This is a genomic window from Streptomyces lucensis JCM 4490 (genome assembly GCF_014650035.1).
In the GTDB taxonomy this organism is placed as follows: domain Bacteria; phylum Actinomycetota; class Actinomycetes; order Streptomycetales; family Streptomycetaceae; genus Streptomyces; species Streptomyces lucensis.
On the sequence record NZ_BMUE01000027.1, the window covers coordinates 1 to 20,535 of the forward strand.

Sequence of the window (20,535 nt, forward strand, 5' to 3'; positions counted from 1 at the left end):
TTTCCTCGGTGCTTTCCAGGTTCCCGCTTTCGCGTTTCCCTTTCCGGCGGTTCCGACTTTATCAGAAGTTCTGAGTCGGTTTCCCCGCCCCCTCCGGGCACGTGAGTCCAGCGCATGAAGTGCTGGGGTTCCCGGTTGGGCGGAGCCGTAAACGTACTGGAGCGGGGCGCCTCGATGCAAATCGAGGGACCCCGCTCCGTGTTCACGCGGACGAGCGGCCGTAGGACCGTCAGACCTCGACGACCACCGGCAGGATCATCGGCCTGCGGCGATACGTGTCGGAGACCCACTTGCCGAGGGTCCTGCGGATGAGTTGCTGGAGCTGGTGCGGCTCCACCACGCCGTCCTGGGCGGAGCGCTCCAGGACCTCCGTGATCTTCGGGACCACGTCCGAGAAGGCAGAGTCCTCGATGCCGGAACCGCGGGCCTGGATGTGCGGGCCACCCGTGATCTTGCCGGTGGAGGAGTCCACCACGACGAAGACCGAGATGATGCCCTCGTCACCGAGGATCTTGCGGTCCTTCAGGGCCGGCTCGCCGACGCCGCCGACGGAGAGGCCGTCGACGTAGACGTAACCCGCCTGGACCTTGCCGGAGATCTTGGCCTTGCCCTCGACCAGGTCCACCGCCACGCCGTCCTCGGCGATGACGATCCGGTCGTGCGGAACGCCGGTCATGGCGCCCAGCTCCGCGTTGGCCCGCAGATGGCGCCATTCGCCGTGGACCGGCATGAGGTTCCGCGGGCGGCAGATGTTGTAGAAGTACAGCAGCTCGCCCGCGGACGCGTGGCCGGAAACGTGCACCTTAGCGTTGCCCTTGTGGACGACGTTGGCGCCCCAGCGGGTCAGGCCGTTGATGACGCGGTAGACCGCGTTCTCGTTACCGGGGATGAGGGACGAGGCCAGGATGACCGTGTCGCCGTCGACGATGCGGATCTGGTGGTCGCGGTTGGCCATCCGCGACAGGGCCGCCATGGGCTCGCCCTGGGAACCGGTGCAGACCAGGACCACCTCGTGGTCGGGCAGGTCGTCCAGCGTCCTGACGTCGACCACCAGGCCCGGCGGGACCTTCAGGTAGCCGAGGTCCCGGGCGATGCCCATGTTGCGGACCATGGAACGGCCGACGAAGGCGACCCGGCGGCCGTACTCCTGGGCCGCGTCCAGGATCTGCTGGATGCGGTGGACGTGGCTGGCGAAGCTCGCCACGATGATCCGCTTGCGGGCGCCGGCGAAGACCTGCCGCAGGACGTTGGAGATGTCGCGCTCGTGCGGGGTGAAGCCCGGGACCTCGGCGTTCGTGGAGTCGCTGAGGAGGAGGTCGATGCCCTCCTCGCTCAGCCGCGCGAACGCGTGCAGGTCGGTGAGGCGGTTGTCCAGCGGGAGCTGGTCCATCTTGAAGTCGCCGGTGTGGACCACCATGCCGGCGGGGGTCCGGATGGCGACGGCCAGGGCGTCCGGGATGGAGTGGTTGACGGCGACGAACTCGCAGTCGAAGGGGCCGATGCGCTCACGGTTCCCCTCCGCCACCTCCAGGGTGTACGGACGGATCCGGTGTTCCTGGAGCTTGGCCTCGATGAGGGCGAGGGTCAGCTTGGAACCGATCAGCGGGATGTCCGGCTTCTCGCGGAGCAGGAACGGGACGCCGCCGATGTGGTCCTCGTGGCCGTGCGTGAGGACGATGCCCTCGATGTCGCCGAGGCGGTCCCGGATGGACGAGAAGTCCGGCAGGATCAGGTCGATACCGGGCTGCTCCTCCTCGGGGAAGAGCACTCCGCAGTCGACGATCAGCAGGCGGCCGCCGTACTCGAAGATTGTCATGTTCCGGCCGATCTCGCCGAGACCGCCGAGCGGGGTGACCCGCAGGCCGCCCTCGGGGAGCGGCGGGGGCGAGCCGAGTTCAGGATGCGGATGACTCAAAAGACTCTCCTCACCACACGCGCCACGTACCGTTACGGCACGTGGCGCGCATGACGTTCGTGCGGAAGCAGTTGTCGTTGTGAAGTGCGGGCACCGGTGGCCCGCGTCATTCGGTTGTCTCTTCAGTTGTGAAGTCGGTGGGGCCGGGACGGCCCGGGTGGTGCGAAGTCTGTTACTGGAGCTGTACCCCGCCGGCAGCAAGATCGATCTTGAGCTGGGCGATCTCCTCGGGCGAGCACTCGGCCATGGGCGGGCGCAGGGGTCCGGCCGGCAGTCCGAGGAGGGCGAGCGCGGCCTTGGTGGTCATGACGCCCTGGGTGCGGAACATGCCCGTGTAGACCGGGAGCAGCTTCTGGTGGATCTCCGTGGCCTTGACGACGTCGCCGGAGACATGGGCCTCGACGAGGGCCCGCAGGTCCGGGGTGACCAGGTGGCCGACCACCGAGACGAAGCCGACCGCGCCCACGGAGAGCAGGGGCAGGTTCAGCATGTCGTCGCCCGAGTACCAGGCGAGGCCGGACTGGGCGATGGCCCAGCTGGCGCGGCCGAGGTCGCCCTTGGCGTCCTTGTTGGCGACGATGCGCGGGTGCTCGGCGAGGCGGACCAGCGTCTCGGTGTTGATCGGGACGCCGCTGCGGCCGGGGATGTCGTAGAGCATGACCGGCAGGCCGGTGGCGTCGGCGACGGCCGAGAAGTGCCGGTACAGGCCCTCCTGGGGCGGCTTGTTGTAGTACGGCGTGACGACCAGGAGGCCGTGGGCGCCGGCGCGCTCGGCCTCGCGGGCCAGCTCGATGCTGTGGCGGGTGTCGTTGGTGCCGACGCCGGCCACGATGTGGGCGCGGTCGCCGACCGCCTCCAGTACGGCTCGTACCAGGTCCGATTTCTCCGCGTCGCTGGTGGTGGGGGACTCGCCGGTGGTGCCGTTGACGATCAGGCCGTCGTTGCCTGCGTCCACCAGGTGGGCGGCGAGCCGCTGCGCGCCGTCGAGGTCGAGTGCGCCGTCCGCCGTGAAGGGCGTGACCATGGCGGTGAGGACCCGCCCGAAGGGGGTCTGCGGAGTCGAGGTCGGAGCCATGGGTTACACGCTACTCGGTGCGCAATGCGGGGTCTGCCCGCGGGGTGCCGGGAAAGTCAGGACAAACAAGGAGCCCGGCACTGCCTGCTCGGGGGTTCAAGCAGTGCCGGGTCCGTTTGATCAGGCTAGATGAACTTCTCTAAATGCCGCAATACGGACACTTCGCGAGGCTGACCCGTACATCCGTTTCGGCTGGGGGAACAGCGCTCGGCTACGGGGCCACGCGCCCGTTCGCGTTGAAGGCGGCGTACGTGAGCGGCATGAGCTTCGCCCACTCCGCCTCCATCGCCTCGCCGACCATCTCGATCTCCCGCTGCGGGAAGGACGGCACCTTGGCCAGCTCGTGCTGCGTGCGCAGGCCGAGGAAGTGCATGAGGGAGCGGGCGTTGCAGGTGGCGTACATGGAGGAGAACAGGCCGACGGGGAGGGCGGCACGGGCGACCTCGCGGGCCACGCCCTCGGCGAGCAGCTTCCGGTACGCCGCGTACGCCTGCTCGTAGGACTCCCGCAGGGTGTCGCTCACGGCCTCGTACTGGGCGGGGGTGCCCTCGACGAAGACGTACTTGCCCGGGCGGCCCTCCTGGACGAGCTTGCGGGAGGCGTCGGGGACGTAGAAGACCGGCTCCAGCTCCCGGTAGCGCCCGGACTCCTCGTTGTACGACCAGCCGACCCGGTGCCGCATGAACTCGCGGAAGACGAAGATCGGGGCGCTGATGAAGAAGGTCATCGAGTTGTGCTCGAACGGGCTGCCGTGCCGGTCGCGCATCAGGTAGTTGATGAGCCCCTTGGAGCGCTCGGGGTCCTTCTTCAGCTCGTCCAGGGACTGTTCGCCGGCGGTGGAGACACGGGCGGCGAAGAGGACGTCGGCGTCCGAAGCACTGGACTTCACCAGCTCGACGGTGACGTCACTGCGGAACGTGAGCGACTCGGTGGTCACGGGGGTCGGGGTCCTTCCCATCACTTCTGTGGTTCGCGCCCACCTTACGGGGCACCCGCGAGGCCCGGGAGCAGCACCTCGCCCGCGACGAACGCACCCGAGATTTTTTCGGACATGGGCACCTTTTGTGTCACTCGTGCGTCTGTACCGGTGAGGACCGGTCGTTCGACCCGAAGCTCCGATCAGATCCGAAACCCCCCGAAAGGAAGAGGCAACCGCGATGTTCCGTCGGCGTGAGCCCGTGCCGTTCGCCTTCCTGGCCGAGGCCGACAGGTTCCGCAGCAATGTCACTCCCCCGCCCCGCGGGCGGGCGTCCTTCGGCGAGATGGCCGGGCGCTGGCTGCTGGGCCTCACCATCGTCGCCGGGCTGGTGGGGGCTCTGGTCCTCGGCATGCCGGCGCTGTCCACGCCGTCCAGTACGCCGGTGCAGCAGTCCCAGGCGTCCCAGGGGCACTGACCCTTCCGGACCGCCACGGCTGGTGGGCGCGAACCCAGGCGGATAATCTCACCGGGCACAGCCCACGCGAGGACCGAGTGAGGACCAGCCGTGCCCCTGCCCTTCCTGACGGCCGAGCGCACCTTCGAGACGGCATCCGAGAGCGCGCTTCCGTACGACGACCCCGAGCGCTGGCGACGCCCCTACCGGCCCGGTCCGTGGCGGGTGGGCGCGGCCGCGCTGGGCCTGCTGCTCGCCTCGTTCATGCTGTTCGCTGCGGTTCTGATCGCCCTGAGCGGCTCGCTCTCGTCGTCCGGCTTCTCCTCGGCCGCCGTGGCTCTGGGGCTGGGCCTGGCCGTCGTCGCGGGTGCGCTGCGGCTGCTGCGCATGGGGGTGTGGGTGAGCGGGCGCGGGCTGCGCCGGGTCGGCTTCCTCGTGACGCGGACGGTGCCGTGGGCGCGGGTCCTCTCCGTGCGGACCGTGCAGCAGCCGGTGCGCTTCGTGGGGCTGCCGCGGACGGTGCAGGGGCAGGCGCTGGCGCTCGCCCGCAAGGACCGGCGGGCCGAGGGCACGGCTCCGCTGCTGACCACGCACGACCTGGACTTCCTCGGACGTCCGGCGGCCTTCGACCGGGCGGCGGACACGGTGGAGGCGTGGGCGGCGGAGCACCGTCGCGGCTGACCCGGTGAAGGCGACGGCGAAGGGGCCGGTCCGCACCACGGCGGACCGGCCCCTTCGCCGTCGCTACACCTCGATCGTCCTGCCCTCGTGCAGTGCGATGGCCCGCTGCATCGCCTTGCGGGCGCGTGGGGTGTCGCGGGCGTCGTGGTAGGCGACGGCGAGCCGGAACCAGCAGCGCCAGTCGTCCGGCGACGCCTCCGTCTCGGCCTTGCGCCTGCCGAAGACCTCGTCGGCCGAGTCGCGGTCGATGCGGCCGTCCGGGGTGCGCCTCAGCTCGTCGACGGGCAGGCCCCCCTGGGCGTCGAGCTCGGCGGCGAGCTGGTTGGCCTTGCGGACGAACTGGGTGTTCTTCCACAGGAACCACAGCCCGATGACCGGCAGGATCAGCACCGCCACGCCGAAGGTGACGGTGATCAGCGTGCCGGACTGGATGAGCATCACGCCGCGGCTGCCGACCAGGACGAAGTAGAAGACCAGGACGGCGGCCGTGACGAGGTAAGTGATCTTCGCGCGCATGGGAGTGGGTGTCAGTTCAGGTCCAGGAAGTTCTCCAGGCCGAAGGTCAGGCCCGGAGTGGTCACCACGCGGCGGGCGCCGAGCAGGATGCCCGGCATGAAGCTGCTGTGGTGCAGGGAGTCGTGGCGGATGGTGAGGGTCTCGCCCTCCCCGCCGAGCAGCACCTCCTGGTGGGCCAGGAGACCGCGCAGCCGGACCGCGTGGACGGGGACGCCGTCGACGTTCGCGCCGCGGGCCCCGTCCAGGGCGGTGGCCGTGGCGTCCGGCGCCGGGGCCGTGCCGGCGCGGCGGCGGGCCTCGGCGATGAGCTGGGCGGTGCGCGTGGCCGTACCGCTCGGGGCGTCGACCTTGTTCGGGTGGTGCAGCTCGACGACCTCGACCGACTCGAAGTACGGCGCGGCGATCTGCGCGAACTTCATGGTGAGCACGGCGCCGATGGAGAAGTTCGGCGCGATGAGCACGCCCGTCTCCGGAGACCGGGCGAGCCGGTCCGTCAGCAGCGTGAGGCGCTCGTCGGTCCAGCCCGTCGTGCCGACGACCGCGTGGATGCCGTGGCGCACGCAGAAGTCGAGGTTGTCCATGACGGAGGCGGGGGTGGTCAGCTCGACGACGACCTGGGCGCCGCTCACCGTCAGCGCCTCCAGCTCGTCGCCCCGGCCGAGGGCGGCGACCAGCTCCATGTCGTCGGCGGCCTCGACCGCCTTGACCGCCTCGGACCCGATCCGGCCCCGGGCACCGAGGACCGCCACGCGCAGCTTGCTCATGTTCCTGCTTCCTAACCGGTGGTTTTTCAGGCGACGGCGTCGTGCAGCCGGGCGGCCTGCTTGTCCTTCAGCGGGCCGATGACCGACAGTGACGGGCGCTGTCCGAGGATGTCGCGGGCCACCGAGCGGACCTCGTCCGGGGTGACGGCGGCTATCCGGGCCAGCATGTCGTCGACGGACATCTGCTCGCCCCAGCACAGCTCGCTCTTGCCGATGCGGTTCATCAGCGCGCCGGTGTCCTCCAGTCCCAGCACGGTGGATCCGCGGAGCTGGCCGATGGCGCGGCTCATCTCCTCGTCGGAGAGCCCGTCGGCGGCGACGTGGTCGAGTTCGTCCCGGCAGATCCTGAGCACGTCGTGCACCTGGTTCGGCCGGCAGCCTGCGTACACGCCGAACAGGCCGCAGTCGGCGAAGCTCGAGGTGTACGAGTACACGCTGTAGGCGAGACCGCGCTTCTCCCGGACCTCCTGGAAGAGGCGGGAGGACATGCCGCCGCCGAGGGCGGTGTTGAGCACGCCCAGCGCCCAGCGGCGGTCGTCGGTGCGGGCGATGCCGGGCATGCCCAGGACGACGTGCGCCTGCTCGGTCTTGCGGGTGAGCACGTCGACCCGGCCGGCCGTGCGGATCGTACGGCGGCCGTCGCGCGGGGCGATGGGGCGCGCGCCCGGGTCGGTGAGCGTACCCGCCTTCTCGAAGGCCGCGCGGACCTGCCGTACGACCTTGTTGTGGTCGACGTTGCCGGCGCAGGCGACCACGAGGTGGGTCGGGTCGTAGTGCTTGCGGTAGAAGCGGCGGATACGGTCGGCGGTGAGGGCGTTGACCGTGTCGACGGTGCCGAGGACCGGCCGGCCGAGGGCGTTGCCGCCGAACATGGTGTGCGCGAACAGGTCGTGCACGCAGTCGCCCGGGTCGTCCTCGGTCATGGCGATCTCTTCGAGGATCGCGCCGCGCTCGACGTCGACGTCCTCCTCCAGGATCAGCGAGCCGGTCAGCATGTCGCAGACGACGTCGATGGCGAGGGGCAGGTCGGTGTCGAGCACGCGCGCGTAGTAGCACGTGTACTCCTTCGCCGTGAACGCGTTCATCTCGCCGCCGACGGCGTCGAGGGCGGCGGAGATCTCCAGGGCGCTGCGCCTGGCGGTGCCCTTGAAGAGCAGATGCTCCAGGTAGTGCGTGGCGCCGTTGAGTGACGGGGTCTCGTCGCGGGAGCCGACGTGGGCCCAGATGCCGAAGGTCGCCGAGCGGACCGAGGGCAGGGTCTCGGTGACGATGCGCAGGCCGCCCGGGAGGGTGGTCTTGCGGACCGTGCCGATGCCGTTGGTTCCCTTGATGAGCGTTTGGGTACGGGCGACGGCCCGCGCCTCCGAGGAGGAGCGGGCCGTCACCTTGGTGCTACGGGACGTCACTGCTCGGCGTCGTCCTTCGCGGCCTCGGCGGAGCCGTCGCCGGACGCCGCGTCGCCTTCCTCGCCCTCGATCACCGGAACGAGGGAGAGCTTGCCGCGCGAGTCGATCTCGGCGATCTCGACCTGGACCTTCTGGCCCACGCCGAGGACGTCCTCGACGTTCTCGACGCGCTTGCCGCCGGCGAGCTTGCGGATCTGCGAGATGTGCAGCAGACCGTCCTTGCCGGGCAGCAGGGAGACGAACGCACCGAAGGTGGTCGTCTTGACGACCGTACCCAGGTAACGCTCGCCGACCTCGGGCATCGTCGGGTTGGCGATGCCGTTGATCGTGGCGCGGGCGGCCTCGGCGGAGGGGCCGTCGGCGGCACCGATGTAGATCGTGCCGTCGTCCTCGATCGTGATCTCGGCGCCGGTGTCCTCCTGGATCTGGTTGATCATCTTGCCCTTGGGGCCGATGACCTCACCGATCTTGTCGACCGGGATCTTGACGGTGATGATCCGCGGGGCGTGCGGGCTCATCTCGTCGGGCCGGTCGATGGCCTCCATCATCACGTCGAGGATGTGCAGACGCGCGTCGCGGGCCTGCTTGAGGGCCGCGGCCAGGACGGAGGCCGGGATGCCGTCCAGCTTGGTGTCGAGCTGGAGGGCGGTCACGAAGTCCTTGGTGCCGGCGACCTTGAAGTCCATGTCGCCGAAGGCGTCCTCCGCACCGAGGATGTCGGTGAGGGTGACGTAGTGCGTCTCGCCGTCGATCTCCTGGGAGATCAGGCCCATGGCGATACCGGCGACCGGGGCCTTCAGCGGCACACCGGCGTTCAGCAGCGACATGGTGGAGGCGCAGACCGAGCCCATGGACGTCGAGCCGTTGGAGCTCAGCGCCTCGGAGACCTGGCGGATCGCGTAGGGGAACTCCTCGCGCGCCGGCAGGACCGGCACGAGCGCGCGCTCGGCGAGGGCGCCGTGGCCGATCTCGCGGCGCTTGGGGGAGCCGACGCGGCCGGTCTCGCCGGTGGAGTACGGCGGGAAGTTGTAGTTGTGCATGTAGCGCTTGCGGGTCACCGGGGAGAGGGTGTCCAGCTGCTGCTCCATGCGGAGCATGTTGAGGGTGGTGACGCCCAGGATCTGGGTCTCGCCGCGCTCGAACACCGCGGAGCCGTGCACGCGCGGGATGGCCTCGACCTCGGCGGCCAGGGTGCGGATGTCGGTGACACCGCGGCCGTCGATGCGCTTCTTCTCCTTGATGACGCGCTCGCGGACCAGGGTCTTGGTCAGGGAGCGGTACGCGGCGGAGATCTCCTTCTCGCGGCCCTCGAACTCCGGCAGGAGCTTCTCGGCGGCGAGGCCCTTGACGCGGTCCAGCTCGGCCTCGCGCTCCTGCTTGCCGGCGATGGTGAGCGCCTGCGCCAGCTCGGGGCGGACGGCGGCCGTGAGGGCCTCGAGGACGTCGTCCTGGTAGTCCAGGAAGATCGGGAACTCGCCGGTCGGCTTCGCGGCCTTGGCGGCGAGGTCGGCCTGGGCGCGGCACAGGACCTTGATGAAGGGCTTCGCGGCCTCCAGACCGGCGGCGACGACCTCCTCGGTCGGCGCCTCGGCGCCGCCCTCGACCAGCTTGATGGTCTTGTCGGTGGCCTCGGCCTCGACCATCATGATCGCGACGTCGCCGTCCTCCAGGACACGGCCGGCGACGACCATGTCGAAGGCGGCGTCCTCAAGCTCGGTGTGGGTCGGGAAGGCGACCCACTGGCCGCTGATCAGCGCGACGCGGACGCCGCCGATCGGGCCGGAGAAGGGCAGGCCGGCCAGCTGGGTGGACGCGGACGCGGCGTTGATCGCGACGACGTCGTACAGGTGGTCGGGGTTGAGCGCCATGATCGTGGCGACGACCTGGATCTCGTTGCGCAGTCCCTTCTTGAAGGACGGGCGCAGCGGGCGGTCGATGAGGCGGCAGGTGAGGATGGCGTCCTCGGACGGCCGGCCCTCACGGCGGAAGAAGCTGCCGGGGATCTTGCCGGCGGCGTACATCCGCTCCTCGACGTCCACCGTGAGGGGGAAGAAGTCGAGCTGGTCCTTGGGGTTCTTGGAGGCGGTGGTGGCCGACAGCACCATGGTGTCGTCGTCCAGGTACGCCACGGCGGAGCCGGCGGCCTGCTTGGCCAGGCGGCCCGTCTCGAAGCGGATGGTGCGGGTACCGAAGGCGCCGTTGTCGATGACGGCCTCGGCGTAGTGGGTCTCGTTCTCCACTAGCGTTTTCTCCGTTACGTATCGTCTTTCGTCCCTTGGCTGCCCGTGTGGCAGGGGGACGGTGGTGGAGAAGCGCGCCGTTGTGCGGGCCGGTCTTCGATCGAAGCACCCGGGGCTCGCTTCCCCCGGGGGCCACTACCGAGGACCGGCGGCGGCGAGGTGCACTTCTCGTCTGTCGTTCTTCGTGCTGTGTCGTCCGTACTGCGTTGTGCTACCACACTACAAAGCGTGAGTGACACTCCGCACGTTCCGCACGTACGACGAAGGGAGCGGTCCCCGGGTCTCTCCGGGAACCGCTCCCCTCACGCGTCTTACTTGGCGCCCGCCGCACCGCGGCGGATGCCGAGGCGGTCGACCAGCGCACGGAAGCGCTGGATGTCCTTCTTCGCCAGGTACTGCAGCAGGCGACGGCGCTGACCGACGAGGATCAGCAGGCCACGGCGGGAGTGGTGGTCGTGCTTGTGGGCCTTGAGGTGCTCCGTCAGGTCGGAGATCCGACGCGAGAGCAGGGCGACCTGGACCTCGGGGGAGCCGGTGTCACCCTCCTTGGTACCGAACTCGCCGATGATCTGCTTCTTCGTAGCGGCGTCGAGCGACACGCGTACTCCTCATAGTCTGTGAGTGGCCACCGAGTGCCCCCGGTCTTCGTCTCGGGGAAGCTTCCGTTACTCGGAGGCGGGATCCGCCGGGCGCGGCCACCGGTGCCCGACAGGCTCCGAGGGTGCGTACACGAACGGTCGTCACTCAGGGTACCAGGCGGTGGCGGGCGGCTTTCCCCCGGTCGGCGAACCACCCGGAGGGGCGACGCACAGGCCCTAGGGTGACCACCGGACCGTACGCACGCCGGGAAGGGGTCGCTGCACGATGGCGGAGACGGAAGCGGAGACGAAGGCACGCAAGGAGCGGGAGCGGGACGAGCTGTACGCGCTCGACATCTCCGGCGTCGAGTGGCACTGCGCGCCGGGCACGGAGGAGCACGAGGAGCGGGTGGAGATCGCGTACCTGCCCGGCGGGGCCGTCGCGATGCGCTCCTCGCTGGACCCCGGCACCGTGCTGCGCTACACCGAGGCGGAGTGGCGGGCGTTCGTGCTGGGTGCGCGCGACGGCGAGTTCGACCTGGAGCCCACGGAGCACAACGGGGGGCTCGCCGCCCAGTGAGCGGCGCACGGCGGTGACGGCAGCGGGCCCCGGCTCCTTGGGGAGCCCGGGCCCGCTCTCGTGACCGGACGGGCCGGCTACTTGCTGGTCATCGCTCGCGCGGTCGCGTAGACGTCGAAGACGGCCAGGGTGAGCGGGATCAGGGTCAGCAGGACGAAGCCCTCGCAGATCTCCAGGAAGCGGCCCCAGAACGGGGTGAGTCCACCGCGCGGCAGGATCAGACCGAGCGCCGTGACCAGGGCGGTGGCGGCGGCGATGACCGCGATCAGCCAGATGGTGCGGATCTCCAGGTCGGTGCGGTCACCGGCCAGCGCCGCGAGCATCACCCGCGGGGGCGGGTTGAGGGCGAGGCCGAGGCCCAGCAGCACCAGACAGGCGAGACCGGCGGCCAGGACCGGGGCGACCTGCGCGGTGTAGCGGAAGAGGCCGGCGCGCATCAGCATCGCCACCCCGGTGGCGAGCGCGAGCAGCTGGGCCCAGACGTCGTCGGAGAAGCCCAGCACCGCCGAGGCGCCGACGGCGAGGAGCGCGCAGCCGCCGACCAGGCCGACGAGGAGCTCGTGGCCGCGCCGGGCCTGCGCCTCGATGCGCTCGGTGTCCACGGGCTCCTGTCCGGCGGACTCGGTGCCGTAGGCGGAGCGGGGGGTGCCGCTGCTGGGGTTCTCGAAGCCGATCGGCAGCCGGGCGAAGCGCATCGACATGCCGGGCAGGAAGGCGAGGGCGCCGACGGCGACGGGCGCGCACAGGCCGGCCATCTCGGTCGGGGCCCAGTCGGTGAGGGTGGCGACGAAGACGACGACCAGGGCGACCGCGGAGGCGAACACGAAGGCCACGAAGGGGCCGTCGCCGTGCGGCGAGCACAGGGTGAGGACCAGCGCGGCGACGAGGACCGCCGCGCACGCCAGCAGGAACTGCAGCCTGCCGATACCCTCTCCGCCGCTCAGCGGCAGCAGTCCGCTGCCCGCGACGCCGACGTTGGGCAGCGCGCCGAGACCGAGTGCGACGGCCGAGCCGCGGTCGTCGTACACCCGGGCGCGGACCGCGGCGAGCAGGACCAGGAGTACGCCGGCGACGCCGGCGAGGATGCCGGCCAGGCCGTGCATGTCGTGGCGCGGGTCGGCGGTCCAGGCGACGAAGGCGAGCAGCGCGGGCAGCACTCCGCCGCCGACGAGGCCCGCGGCCCGGGTCAGGTCGCCGCTCCACAGCTTGTGCTGCTTGGTGACCGCGGTGGCGACGGCTTCGGCGACGTCGTCGAAGACGGCCGGCGGCAGGGACTCCGCGAACGGGCGCAGGGTGAGCAGTTCGCCGTCGAGAATGCGCTGCGCGGCGAACGAGCGGGCACTGTCCAGCACGGTGCCGTCGGTGCGGACGAGGTGGTAGCCGACCGGCGCCCCCGTCCCGGAACTCTGCTGGGACAACCGGAGGATCTCCGGGTAGAGGTCGGCGACCGGAACGTCGTCGGGCAGTGCCACGTCGATACGGCTGTCCGGCGCGACGATGGTGACCCGGCAGAAGCCGAGTCCGGTGCCTGACCCGGAAGGGGCTCCCGTCCCGGGTCCGCCGGTGGCGGCGGCCGTCATGCTCACCTGCTGCTCCCCCTCAGTGGTGGTGGTGCGTCTATGTCGTGAAGGTCTCGTGCCGGTTCGCGCCGCGCGGGGCGGCACGGGTGCGGCACGGCGGGCGGCCGGGGCTCTCCCGCCCCGGCATCGGACGGTTTGCCCCGGCGTGTCCGGCCCGGCCGGCGTGTGCTCACGCGAACATCCGGCACCCTACCGCTCACCCGTGTCCCGTGAACTCAGTAGGATCACGCGGCGGCCTGCGCCCGCCGGACACGGGGCGGCGGGCGGAAAGCCTGGGTCGGGCAAGGGAATTGGTGAGCGGTGAGCCAGATTGTCGTCAAGCGCCCCCCTAGGGCGCTGCCGTCCGAAGTGCCCACGGAAGGGGTCGCTGTCCAGCCGCCGCCCGAACTGCCGCGGGGGCATCAGGAGAGCGTGCTCATGCAGCTCCTGCCCACGCTGGGCATGGGCGGCTCGGTGGTCTTCTTCTTCACGAACGGTCAGCCGTTCATGAAGATCATGGGCATGATCATGATCGCGTCGACGGTGGCGATGTCCATCGCGATGGTGGTCCGATTCCGTCGCGGCTCGCAGGGCCAACTGGCCGACATGCGCCGCGACTACCTCAGCTACCTGTCGCAGACGCGCAGGTCCGCCGTGGAGACGGCGCGGACCCAGCGGGACGCGCAGTACTACCTGCACCCCTCCCCCGAGCAGCTGTGGGCGCTCGTCGCCGAGGGCAGCCGGGTCTGGGAACGGCGGCCCGGCGACGAGGACTTCGCGCACGTGCGCGTCGGCCTGGGCCCGCAGCCGCTGGCCACCCCGCTCCTCGCCCCGGAGACCGGACCGGTCGAGCAGCTGGAGCCGCTGACCGCCGGCGCGATGCAGCGCTTCCTCGCCACGCACAACACCGTCGGCGACCTGCCGATGGCGGTGTCGCTGCGCGCCTTCTCCCACGTCACCGTCAGCGGTGAACCCCGGTCCGTACGGGCCTCGGCCCGCGCCCTGGTCGGCTCGCTGGCCTCGCTGCACTCCCCCGAGGACCTGGTCATCGCGGTGGCCGCGGGCCGCGAGGCGCTGCCGCAGTGGGACTGGGCGAAGTGGCTGCCGCACGTGCAGGCGGCCGGCGAGGTGGACGGCGCCGGCTCCCGCCGGCTGATCGGCACCGACCCGCGCGAGCTGGAGGACCTGCTCGCCCCCAGGCTGACCGGCCGCCCGCGCTTCCACCCCGGCGGCGCGCCGCTGCTGGACGCCCCGCACATCGTGCTCGTCCTCGACGACATCTCCCTGCTGCCGGACTCCGTGCTCGCGGGCCCCGAGGGGCTGCAGGGCGTCACGGTGGTCGAGGTGGTACCGGGCGACCTCACGACCTCGGGCGGCGACCTGTCCGTCGTCGTGCAGCCCGGCCTGCTGCGCCTGGAGTCCGAACACGGCGACGTCTACGAGGGCATCCCGGACGCCCTGTCGTACGAGTCCGCCGAGGCGCTGGCCCGGCAGTTGGCGCCGCTGCGCATGGCGTCGGGCGGCGACGACGACGAACCGCTGCTCGCCAACCTCGAGTTCACCGACCTCCTCGGCCTCGGGGACGCGGCGTCCGTCGACACCAAGCGCACCTGGCGGCCGCGCGCCCTCGCCGAACGGCTGCGGGTGCCCATCGGTCTCGGCGAGGACGGCCGGCCCGTCATGCTGGACCTCAAGGAGGCCGCTCAGGAGGGCATGGGCCCGCACGGCCTGTGCGTCGGCGCCACCGGTTCCGGCAAGTCGGAGCTGCTGCGCACCCTGGTGCTGGGCCTCGCCGTCACGCACTCCTCCGAGACCCTGAACTTCGTCCTCGCGGACTTCAAGGGCGGCGCGACCTTCGCCGGCATGGCGCAGATGCCGCACGTGGCGGCCGTCATCACCAACCTCGCCGACGACCTCACCCTGGTCGACCGCATGGGCGACTCGATCCGCGGCGAGCTGAACCGCCGCCAGGAACTGCTGCGCGACGCCGGTAACTACGCCAACATCCACGACTACGAGAAGGCGCGCGCGGCGGGCGCACCGCTGCAGCCGATCCCCTCCCTGGTCCTGGTCATCGACGAGTTCAGCGAGCTGCTGACCGCGAAGCCCGACTTCATCGAGATGTTCGTGCAGATCGGCCGTATCGGCCGTTCGCTGGGCGTGCACCTGCTGCTGGCCTCCCAGCGCCTGGAGGAGGGCCGCCTGCGCGGCCTGGAGACGTACCTGTCGTACCGCATCGGTCTGCGCACCTTCTCGGCGGCGGAGTCCCGCGCGGCCCTCGGCGTCCCGGACGCCTACGAACTCCCGAACGTCCCCGGTTCCGGCTTCCTGAAGTTCGGCACCGACGAGATGGTCCGGTTCAAGGCGGCCTACGTCTCCGGGGTCTACCGCTCGGGTCCGCAGCGCGCGGCGCTGGGCGGCGGGCCGCTGCCGGTGGACCGGCGGCCGGTGCTGTTCACGGCCACGGAGGTGCCCGTCCGGTACACGGCCGTCCCCCGGCAGCGCCAGGAGGAGTCACGCCCCGAGGTGGACGAGGCGCTCGCCGACACCGTCCTCGACGTCATCGTGCGCCGGCTCGAGGCGCAGGGCCCGGCCGCCCACCAGGTGTGGCTGCCCCCGCTGGAGAGCCCGCCGTCGCTGGACGCGCTGCTGCCCGGCCTCGCGGCGGTGCAGGGCCGCGGCCTGACCCAGCCGAACTACGAGGGCGCCGGCCGTCTGATCGTCCCCGCCGGTCTCGTCGACAAGCCGTACGAGCAGCGCCGCGACCGCCTCATGCTCGACTTCTCGGGCGCGGCGGGTCATATGCAGATCATCGGCGGCCCGCAGTCCGGCAAGTCGACCCTGCTGCGCACCCTGATCTGCTCCTTCGCCCTCACCCACACGCCGCACGAGGTGCAGTTCTACGGCCTCGACTTCGGTGGCGGCGGTATGGCCGCGCTGGACGGCCTGCCGCACGTCGGCGGCATCGCCTCCCGCCTGGACCCGGAGCGGGTCCGCCGTACGGTCTCCGAGGTGTACGGCGTCCTGACCCGCCGCGAGGAGTACTTCCGCACGGCGGGCATCGCCTCGATCGCCGACTACCGGGCCCGCCGCGCCCGGGGCGACATCTCGGTGACGGACCAGCCGTGGGGCGACGTGTTCCTGGTCGTCGACGGCTGGGGCAACTTCCGCACCGACTACGAGGGCCTGGAGCCGGCGGTCCTGGACATCGCCGCCCGGGGTCTCGGCTACGGCATCCACGTGATCATCACGGCGTCGCGCTCGATGGAGGTCCGGGCGAACCTCAAGGACCACCTGATGAACCGCCTGGAGCTGCGCCTGGGTGACGTCATGGACTCGGAGATCGACCGCAAGGTGGCGGTGAACGTCCCCGCCGGCGTCCCCGGCCGCGGTCTGTCACCGCAGAAGCTGCACTTCATGTCCGCGGTCCCGCGCATCGACGGCCTGACGTCCGACACCGACCTCGCCGAGGCCACGGCGGCGCTCACGACCGAGGTCGGCCGGCACTGGCAGGCGCCGGGCGCCCCGAAGGTACGGCTGCTGCCGCGCCAGCTGGAGGCCGTCCGGCTGCCGCCGGGCGACCGCTTCCCGCAGCGGGGCGTCGCCTTCGCGCTGGACGAGGAGAACCTGGAGCCGGTGTTCCTGGACTTCGAGCAGGACCCGTTCTTCCTGATCTTCGGCGAGAGCGAGTCCGGCAAGTCCAACCTGCTGCGGCTCCTGCTCAAGCAGCTGACGCTGCGGTACGGCGGCGACGAGGCGAAGTTCTTCGTGGTGGACAACCGCCGCTCGCTGCTGGACGTCACGCCGCCGTCGCACCTGGCGGAGTACATCCCGATGTCCAGCCAGATGGACCACCACATGACGGCTCTGGCCGACCTCATGCAGCGCCGCACCCCGACGGCCGACGTCACGCCGCAGCAACTGCGGGACCGGAGCTGGTGGCGGGGGCCGCAGGTGTTCGTGGTCGTCGACGACTACGACCTCGTCTCCACGTCCAGCGGCAACCCGCTCGGCGGCCTGACGGAGATGCTGCCCTTCGCCCGCGACGTCGGCGTCCGCTTCATCATCGCCCGCTCCTCCGCGGGCGCAGGCCGCGCCTCCTACGAGCCGTTCATGCAGCGCATGAAGGAACTCGGCGCCCAGGGCCTCGTCCTGGCCGGCGACCCGGCCGAGGGCGACGTCCTCAACGGCGTCCGGCCCCGGCCGATGCCGGCGGGACGCGGCGTCTTCGTGTCCCGGAAGCGGGGCAAGCCGTTGGTGCAGACGGGGTTGGTGGATGTCGAGTACTGAGGCGTAGGCGGCCGGCCGCATCCGGCAGCGCGTGCGGAATGCTCCGCGTGCGGAATGCAGCGCGTGCGGAATGCTCCGCGCGCTCGGATGCGGCCACTCAGGGACTGAACGGGGAGATCAGTGCAGCTGTCCACGACAAGCGCCACCCGGAGAACCGCTCTCGCTGTGACGGTCGTGGCCTTCCTCACCGGAGCCTGTGGCGGCAGCCCGGGGAAGAGAGCCAGTGAACCCCGAGAGGCGGGCGTCAGCGCGCACAGCATCTGCGACGGAACACTTGACTCCTCGGCCGTGCAGGCATTGCAGCGCCTAGCCGGCACTGACCGCTTCGACGAAGCCACCGGAACAAACGAGGCCGGCGAGTCGAGGGCGTTCTCCTTGCGGAACGCGGTCAGGCATCTCCACGACGAGTACGGCAAGCGGAGTGCATGTTGGGTGTACAGGACCGGTGACAACAGCGGGTATCCGCTCATGGAAATCCGATTTTCGGCGTCTCAGAGCTACCCTTCGAACTCCGCCAAGCGTTCTGAAGGCGGCGAAGTGAGCTACCCGCTTGGAGTCTTCGCCCAGGTAGGACGTACCGGTGCCGAGCTGTTCTTCAAGTGCTCCAGTGAAGCTTCCAGTGCGACCTCGTACATCGGTGACGTGAAGTACGTGAAGGGCGAGATGTACTCCAACGCCGCCGGCCTGCGGGGCGACAGTGTGGACGAGGATCGCATGGTGATCCTCAACTCTGTGTCGCGGGCAGTGGCTGAACAGGCCGGCTGCGCGCCGGAGGCGGACCTGCCGACCGCGGTGCCGTCCGCTTAGTTGTCGCGGACGAACTTCCCATAAGGGTTGATCATGCAGCAGACAGACAATCCATCGCTGAGCGAGGCAAGGAGGAGCGCGCTGCTGACGGTGGTGGGTGTCGGCGTGCTCAGTTTGGGCATCGAAGAGTTTCTCCGAATTGACCGGCACCGACGATGCCGGCCGCCCCTTGAAGTTCTCTCTGCAACGGGCGGCAAGCACCATCCATGACGAGGTGACTGAACGGAACCAGTGCTACGTCTACAGAGCCGATGACAAAACCGGCCATCCTCTGATTGAAGTGGATTTCACGGCTGCCGAGTACTCTCCGCGCGCGAGTTCTGCACCCGATGGACAGAAAGAGAACATATTCTATCCGATCGTCGTTTACGCGAAAACGCACGGGCAGAACAGCGCCACACTTTTCTTCAAATGTCGCCTGCGTAACCCCCCAGAAGGGCAACCCTGCAACGCCTTACGTTCAGGGGGGAGACGATACTCAACGCCATCTCACGTGGCATGGCCGAGCAACTGGGGTGCTCGCGTCAGGCGGCTCTGCCCGTGCGTGTGCCGTCATAGCCGATGCGACACCCGCGTCGGTCCGTCGTTGCGTGAGTCAGAAAACCGGCAGGGCGTACAGGGTGCTGCCGCTCGCTACGAAGACACGGTTGCCGGAGGCTGCGAACGCGATGTCCTCGGCGTCGTCGTGCAGGTCGTAGGTCCAGGTCGCTGTCGCCCTGTTCGTCTTGTCCGTCGTCTCCACCCTCGGGTAACCGCCGCCATCCATCAGCCACACGCCATTGCCCTGCTGCAGGATCGGATAGTCACCGGCGCTCAGGGCCAGTCCTGCCTCCCAGAGCTGTTCCCCGCCACTGTCGAAGCCGTAGGGCTGGGCGTAGCCGTCGCCGTCGCAGGCGCACGAATACACCATTTCGCCGTGGACACTGGGCCACGACCACTCCTCGATGCTGTGGTCGTAGTAGGCCCTCTTGGTGTGTGCCCACAGCTGCTTCCCGTCCGAGATCCTGCGCGCGGAGAGGGTCTTGCCGTTGAGGAAGACGACGCCGTCATGGGCCGCGGGAACGAGGTACCGGTCCTTCGCCAGGTCGCGGGCGGTCCACTCGACACGTCCGTTCTTCGTGTTCACGGCCATGGCGTGCCCGGTGGTGGTGGCCACGACGAGCCGCCCCTGGTCCGCGGCGGCTCGCGGCAGGATCTTGCCGCGGAAGTCGTCCGGTACGCGCGCAGTCCAGCGGATCCGGGCGTCCGAGCGGTTCACGGCGCGCAGTCGGTGGTCCTTCGTCACGAGGTAGACGGCGTGCGCGTCCGCGGTCAGCAGCTCGGCGGCGTCGGCCCGTACCTTCCACCTCGGCTCACCGGTGGAGGGGACGAAGGTGTGCACCGTGCCGTGGTCGTCGGCGGCCACGAGCAGCCGGTCGGAGAGGGACAGGTAGCGGCAGGTCATCTGCATCGCCGGAGCGCTCCAGCGGCGTTTTCCGTCGACCACGTTGAGCGCGGCCACGCCGGTGACGGGATGGCCGACGATGACGACGTCCCGTACCGGCAGCGGCGCCGGTGACTTCACACTCGTGGCATCCGTGGCTTCCCACAGGGGCTTCGGTGACCCCCCGATGATGTAGTCGCCCGCGTCCGCGGACAGCAGACGTGCCTCTGGTGTCTTCACCGCGGGCGGATACGTGAACAGGGGGTCCCGGCCCCGGCTTCCGGCGTCGCGAAGCAACCACCAGCCCGCGCCGGCACCCCCTGCGGCGAGTACGGCCCCGCCCGCCGCGATGCCGGTCAGCAGGCCCCGCCTGCTCGGCCCGGAGCCCGTCTCCGTCGTGGGCAGCAGCGGTGCGGTGAGACTGCGCACCTCACGCTCACGCTCCTTGATCGCGTCGCCCACCGGCCCGTGCTTCCACACGGCGCCCGCTCTCCTGGGCGGGGCGAACGCCGCGGCTATCTGCTCGGGGCCGGGCCGTTGTGCCGCCTCCTTCGCCAGGCAGGGGGCGATCAGCGCATGCTGCTCCGGCGACAGGCCCTGCCAGCGTGGGTCACCGTGGACGACCTCGTACTGGACGGCGGCTACGTGTGCGCCCTCGAACGCCCGGTGCCCCGTGGCCGCGTACACGAGGACGGCGCCGAGGGAGAAGACGTCGGCGGCCGCGGTGACCCGATGCCCCAGCACCTGCTCCGGAGCGCCGTACCCCGGAGTGACGGGAATCTGTCCGGTGGTGGTGAGGGTGAGGCCGTGCTCGGGGCGCGCGATGCCGAAGTCGATGACCCTGGGACCGGCGGACGTGAGCACGATGTTCGCCGGCTTGAGATCGCGGTGGACGAAGCCGGCGGCATGGATGTCGCGGAGGGTCCGGGCGACCGAAGAGGCCAGAGCGCGCAGCTTCGCGTCCTCCAGCGGACCGTACCGGTCGACGATCTGGTCGAGCGTCGGACCGGCGAGGAACTCGCTCGCGATCCAGGGCCGACCCCCCTCGGTCTGCGCACCGAGTACCGCCGCCACACCGGAGCTGCGCACGGCCCGGGCTGCCAGTGCCTCGCGCACGAACCGCTGGGCCAGGCCGGTCTCGTGGGCGAGTTCCGGCCGGAGCACCTTCACGGCGGCGACGGTGCCCGCGCGGTCCTGCCCCACGTACACCCTGCCCATACCGCCTTCGCCCAGCACTCCGAGCAGCCGGTACGGGCCGAGCCGTATCGGGTCACCGGTTCCCAGGGGTCTCATCGTCGATCGCTTTCCATCCTCTGCCGACTCTTCAC

Annotated in this window: 16 protein-coding genes; 6 read left to right on the top strand and 10 right to left on the bottom strand. The window is 70.4% G+C overall.

What is annotated here, in order from left to right; translation table 11 throughout:
• Positions 1 to 229 precede the first annotated feature (229 nt).
• The 3 genes from IE177_RS33680 to thyX form a co-directional block, all read right to left on the bottom strand.
• Complete coding sequence (locus IE177_RS33680) at positions 230 to 1,915, bottom strand: ribonuclease J (protein WP_190019287.1); 1,686 nt, start codon at positions 1,913 to 1,915, stop codon at positions 230 to 232.
• 172 nt (positions 1,916 to 2,087) lie between these two features.
• Positions 2,088 to 2,990: a 4-hydroxy-tetrahydrodipicolinate synthase gene (gene dapA / locus IE177_RS33685; RefSeq protein WP_190019288.1), complete on the bottom strand. Its 903-nt coding sequence runs from the start codon at positions 2,988 to 2,990 to the stop codon at positions 2,088 to 2,090.
• A gap of 211 nt (positions 2,991 to 3,201) precedes the next feature.
• Positions 3,202 to 3,948, bottom strand: a complete 747-nt coding sequence (gene thyX, locus IE177_RS33690) for an FAD-dependent thymidylate synthase (RefSeq protein WP_190019289.1) — start codon at positions 3,946 to 3,948, stop codon at positions 3,202 to 3,204.
• Between the two features lie 199 nt (positions 3,949 to 4,147).
• On the opposite strand from thyX, the gene IE177_RS33695 reads away from it, so the two are divergent.
• Positions 4,148 to 4,384, top strand: a complete 237-nt coding sequence (locus tag IE177_RS33695; RefSeq protein ID WP_190019290.1) for a hypothetical protein — start codon at positions 4,148 to 4,150, stop codon at positions 4,382 to 4,384.
• A gap of 90 nt (positions 4,385 to 4,474) precedes the next feature.
• Positions 4,475 to 5,044 (top strand): SCO5741 family PH domain-containing membrane protein, encoded by a 570-nt coding sequence (locus IE177_RS33700; RefSeq protein ID WP_190019291.1) that lies wholly within the window; start codon positions 4,475 to 4,477, stop codon positions 5,042 to 5,044.
• Positions 5,045 to 5,107: 63 nt separating this feature from the next.
• Here the strand turns inward: IE177_RS33700 and IE177_RS33705 are convergent, their stop codons facing one another.
• The 5 genes from IE177_RS33705 to rpsO all read right to left on the bottom strand — a co-directional run bounded on the left by IE177_RS33705 (position 5,108) and on the right by rpsO (position 10,569).
• Positions 5,108 to 5,560 (bottom strand): tetratricopeptide repeat protein, encoded by a 453-nt coding sequence (locus tag IE177_RS33705; RefSeq protein ID WP_190019292.1) that lies wholly within the window; start codon positions 5,558 to 5,560, stop codon positions 5,108 to 5,110.
• 11 nt (positions 5,561 to 5,571) lie between these two features.
• Positions 5,572 to 6,324, bottom strand: coding sequence for a 4-hydroxy-tetrahydrodipicolinate reductase (gene dapB / locus IE177_RS33710; protein WP_190019293.1), 753 nt, complete (start codon positions 6,322 to 6,324; stop codon positions 5,572 to 5,574).
• A 26-nt stretch (positions 6,325 to 6,350) separates the two neighbouring features.
• Positions 6,351 to 7,730, bottom strand: a complete 1,380-nt coding sequence (locus tag IE177_RS33715) for a M16 family metallopeptidase (protein ID WP_190019294.1) — start codon at positions 7,728 to 7,730, stop codon at positions 6,351 to 6,353.
• Positions 7,727 to 9,970: a polyribonucleotide nucleotidyltransferase gene (locus IE177_RS33720; protein ID WP_190019295.1), complete on the bottom strand. Its 2,244-nt coding sequence runs from the start codon at positions 9,968 to 9,970 to the stop codon at positions 7,727 to 7,729. Before IE177_RS33720 ends, IE177_RS33715 begins: the two co-directional genes overlap by 4 nt.
• A 311-nt stretch (positions 9,971 to 10,281) precedes the next feature.
• Positions 10,282 to 10,569 carry a 30S ribosomal protein S15 gene (gene rpsO, locus IE177_RS33725; protein WP_046416809.1) on the bottom strand — a complete coding sequence of 96 codons (288 nt, stop codon included), beginning with the start codon at positions 10,567 to 10,569 and terminating at the stop codon, positions 10,282 to 10,284.
• 265 nt (positions 10,570 to 10,834) lie between these two features.
• On the opposite strand from rpsO, the gene IE177_RS33730 reads away from it, so the two are divergent.
• On the top strand, positions 10,835 to 11,128 hold the full coding sequence (locus tag IE177_RS33730; protein WP_190019296.1) for a DUF397 domain-containing protein: 294 nt from the start codon (positions 10,835 to 10,837) through the stop codon (positions 11,126 to 11,128).
• Positions 11,129 to 11,205: 77 nt separating this feature from the next.
• Here the strand turns inward: IE177_RS33730 and eccD are convergent, their stop codons facing one another.
• On the bottom strand, positions 11,206 to 12,708 hold the full coding sequence (gene eccD / locus IE177_RS33735; RefSeq protein WP_190019315.1) for a type VII secretion integral membrane protein EccD: 1,503 nt from the start codon (positions 12,706 to 12,708) through the stop codon (positions 11,206 to 11,208).
• A 300-nt stretch (positions 12,709 to 13,008) separates the two neighbouring features.
• On the opposite strand from eccD, the gene eccCa reads away from it, so the two are divergent.
• The 3 genes from eccCa to IE177_RS33750 all read left to right on the top strand — a co-directional run bounded on the left by eccCa (position 13,009) and on the right by IE177_RS33750 (position 17,994).
• Positions 13,009 to 16,977 (top strand): type VII secretion protein EccCa, encoded by a 3,969-nt coding sequence (gene eccCa / locus IE177_RS33740; RefSeq protein WP_190019297.1) that lies wholly within the window; start codon positions 13,009 to 13,011, stop codon positions 16,975 to 16,977.
• A gap of 165 nt (positions 16,978 to 17,142) precedes the next feature.
• The gene (locus IE177_RS33745) at positions 17,143 to 17,784 is read left to right on the top strand and encodes a hypothetical protein (RefSeq protein ID WP_190019298.1); all 642 of its coding nucleotides are present in this window, start codon (positions 17,143 to 17,145) and stop codon (positions 17,782 to 17,784) included.
• A gap of 33 nt (positions 17,785 to 17,817) precedes the next feature.
• The gene (locus tag IE177_RS33750; protein WP_190019299.1) at positions 17,818 to 17,994 is read left to right on the top strand and encodes a hypothetical protein; all 177 of its coding nucleotides are present in this window, start codon (positions 17,818 to 17,820) and stop codon (positions 17,992 to 17,994) included.
• A 385-nt stretch (positions 17,995 to 18,379) separates the two neighbouring features.
• Here the strand turns inward: IE177_RS33750 and IE177_RS33755 are convergent, their stop codons facing one another.
• Positions 18,380 to 20,500, bottom strand: a complete 2,121-nt coding sequence (locus tag IE177_RS33755) for a serine/threonine-protein kinase (protein WP_190019300.1) — start codon at positions 20,498 to 20,500, stop codon at positions 18,380 to 18,382.
• Positions 20,501 to 20,535 lie beyond the last annotated feature (35 nt).

What these genes read in the sequence shown, in the direction of transcription:
- dapA (WP_190019288.1), bottom strand. Translation starts at nt 2,990, where the DNA reads ATGGCTCCGACCTCGACTCCGCAGACCCCCTTCGGGCGGGTCCTCACC.
- thyX (WP_190019289.1), bottom strand. Translation starts at nt 3,948, where the DNA reads ATGGGAAGGACCCCGACCCCCGTGACCACCGAGTCGCTCACGTTCCGC.
- IE177_RS33695 (WP_190019290.1), top strand. Translation starts at nt 4,148, where the DNA reads ATGTTCCGTCGGCGTGAGCCCGTGCCGTTCGCCTTCCTGGCCGAGGCC.
- IE177_RS33705 (WP_190019292.1), bottom strand. Translation starts at nt 5,560, where the DNA reads ATGCGCGCGAAGATCACTTACCTCGTCACGGCCGCCGTCCTGGTCTTC.
- dapB (WP_190019293.1), bottom strand. Translation starts at nt 6,324, where the DNA reads ATGAGCAAGCTGCGCGTGGCGGTCCTCGGTGCCCGGGGCCGGATCGGG.
- IE177_RS33730 (WP_190019296.1), top strand. Translation starts at nt 10,835, where the DNA reads ATGGCGGAGACGGAAGCGGAGACGAAGGCACGCAAGGAGCGGGAGCGG.
- eccD (WP_190019315.1), bottom strand. Translation starts at nt 12,708, where the DNA reads ATGACGGCCGCCGCCACCGGCGGACCCGGGACGGGAGCCCCTTCCGGG.
- IE177_RS33750 (WP_190019299.1), top strand. Translation starts at nt 17,818, where the DNA reads ATGCAGCAGACAGACAATCCATCGCTGAGCGAGGCAAGGAGGAGCGCG.
- IE177_RS33755 (WP_190019300.1), bottom strand. Translation starts at nt 20,500, where the DNA reads ATGAGACCCCTGGGAACCGGTGACCCGATACGGCTCGGCCCGTACCGG.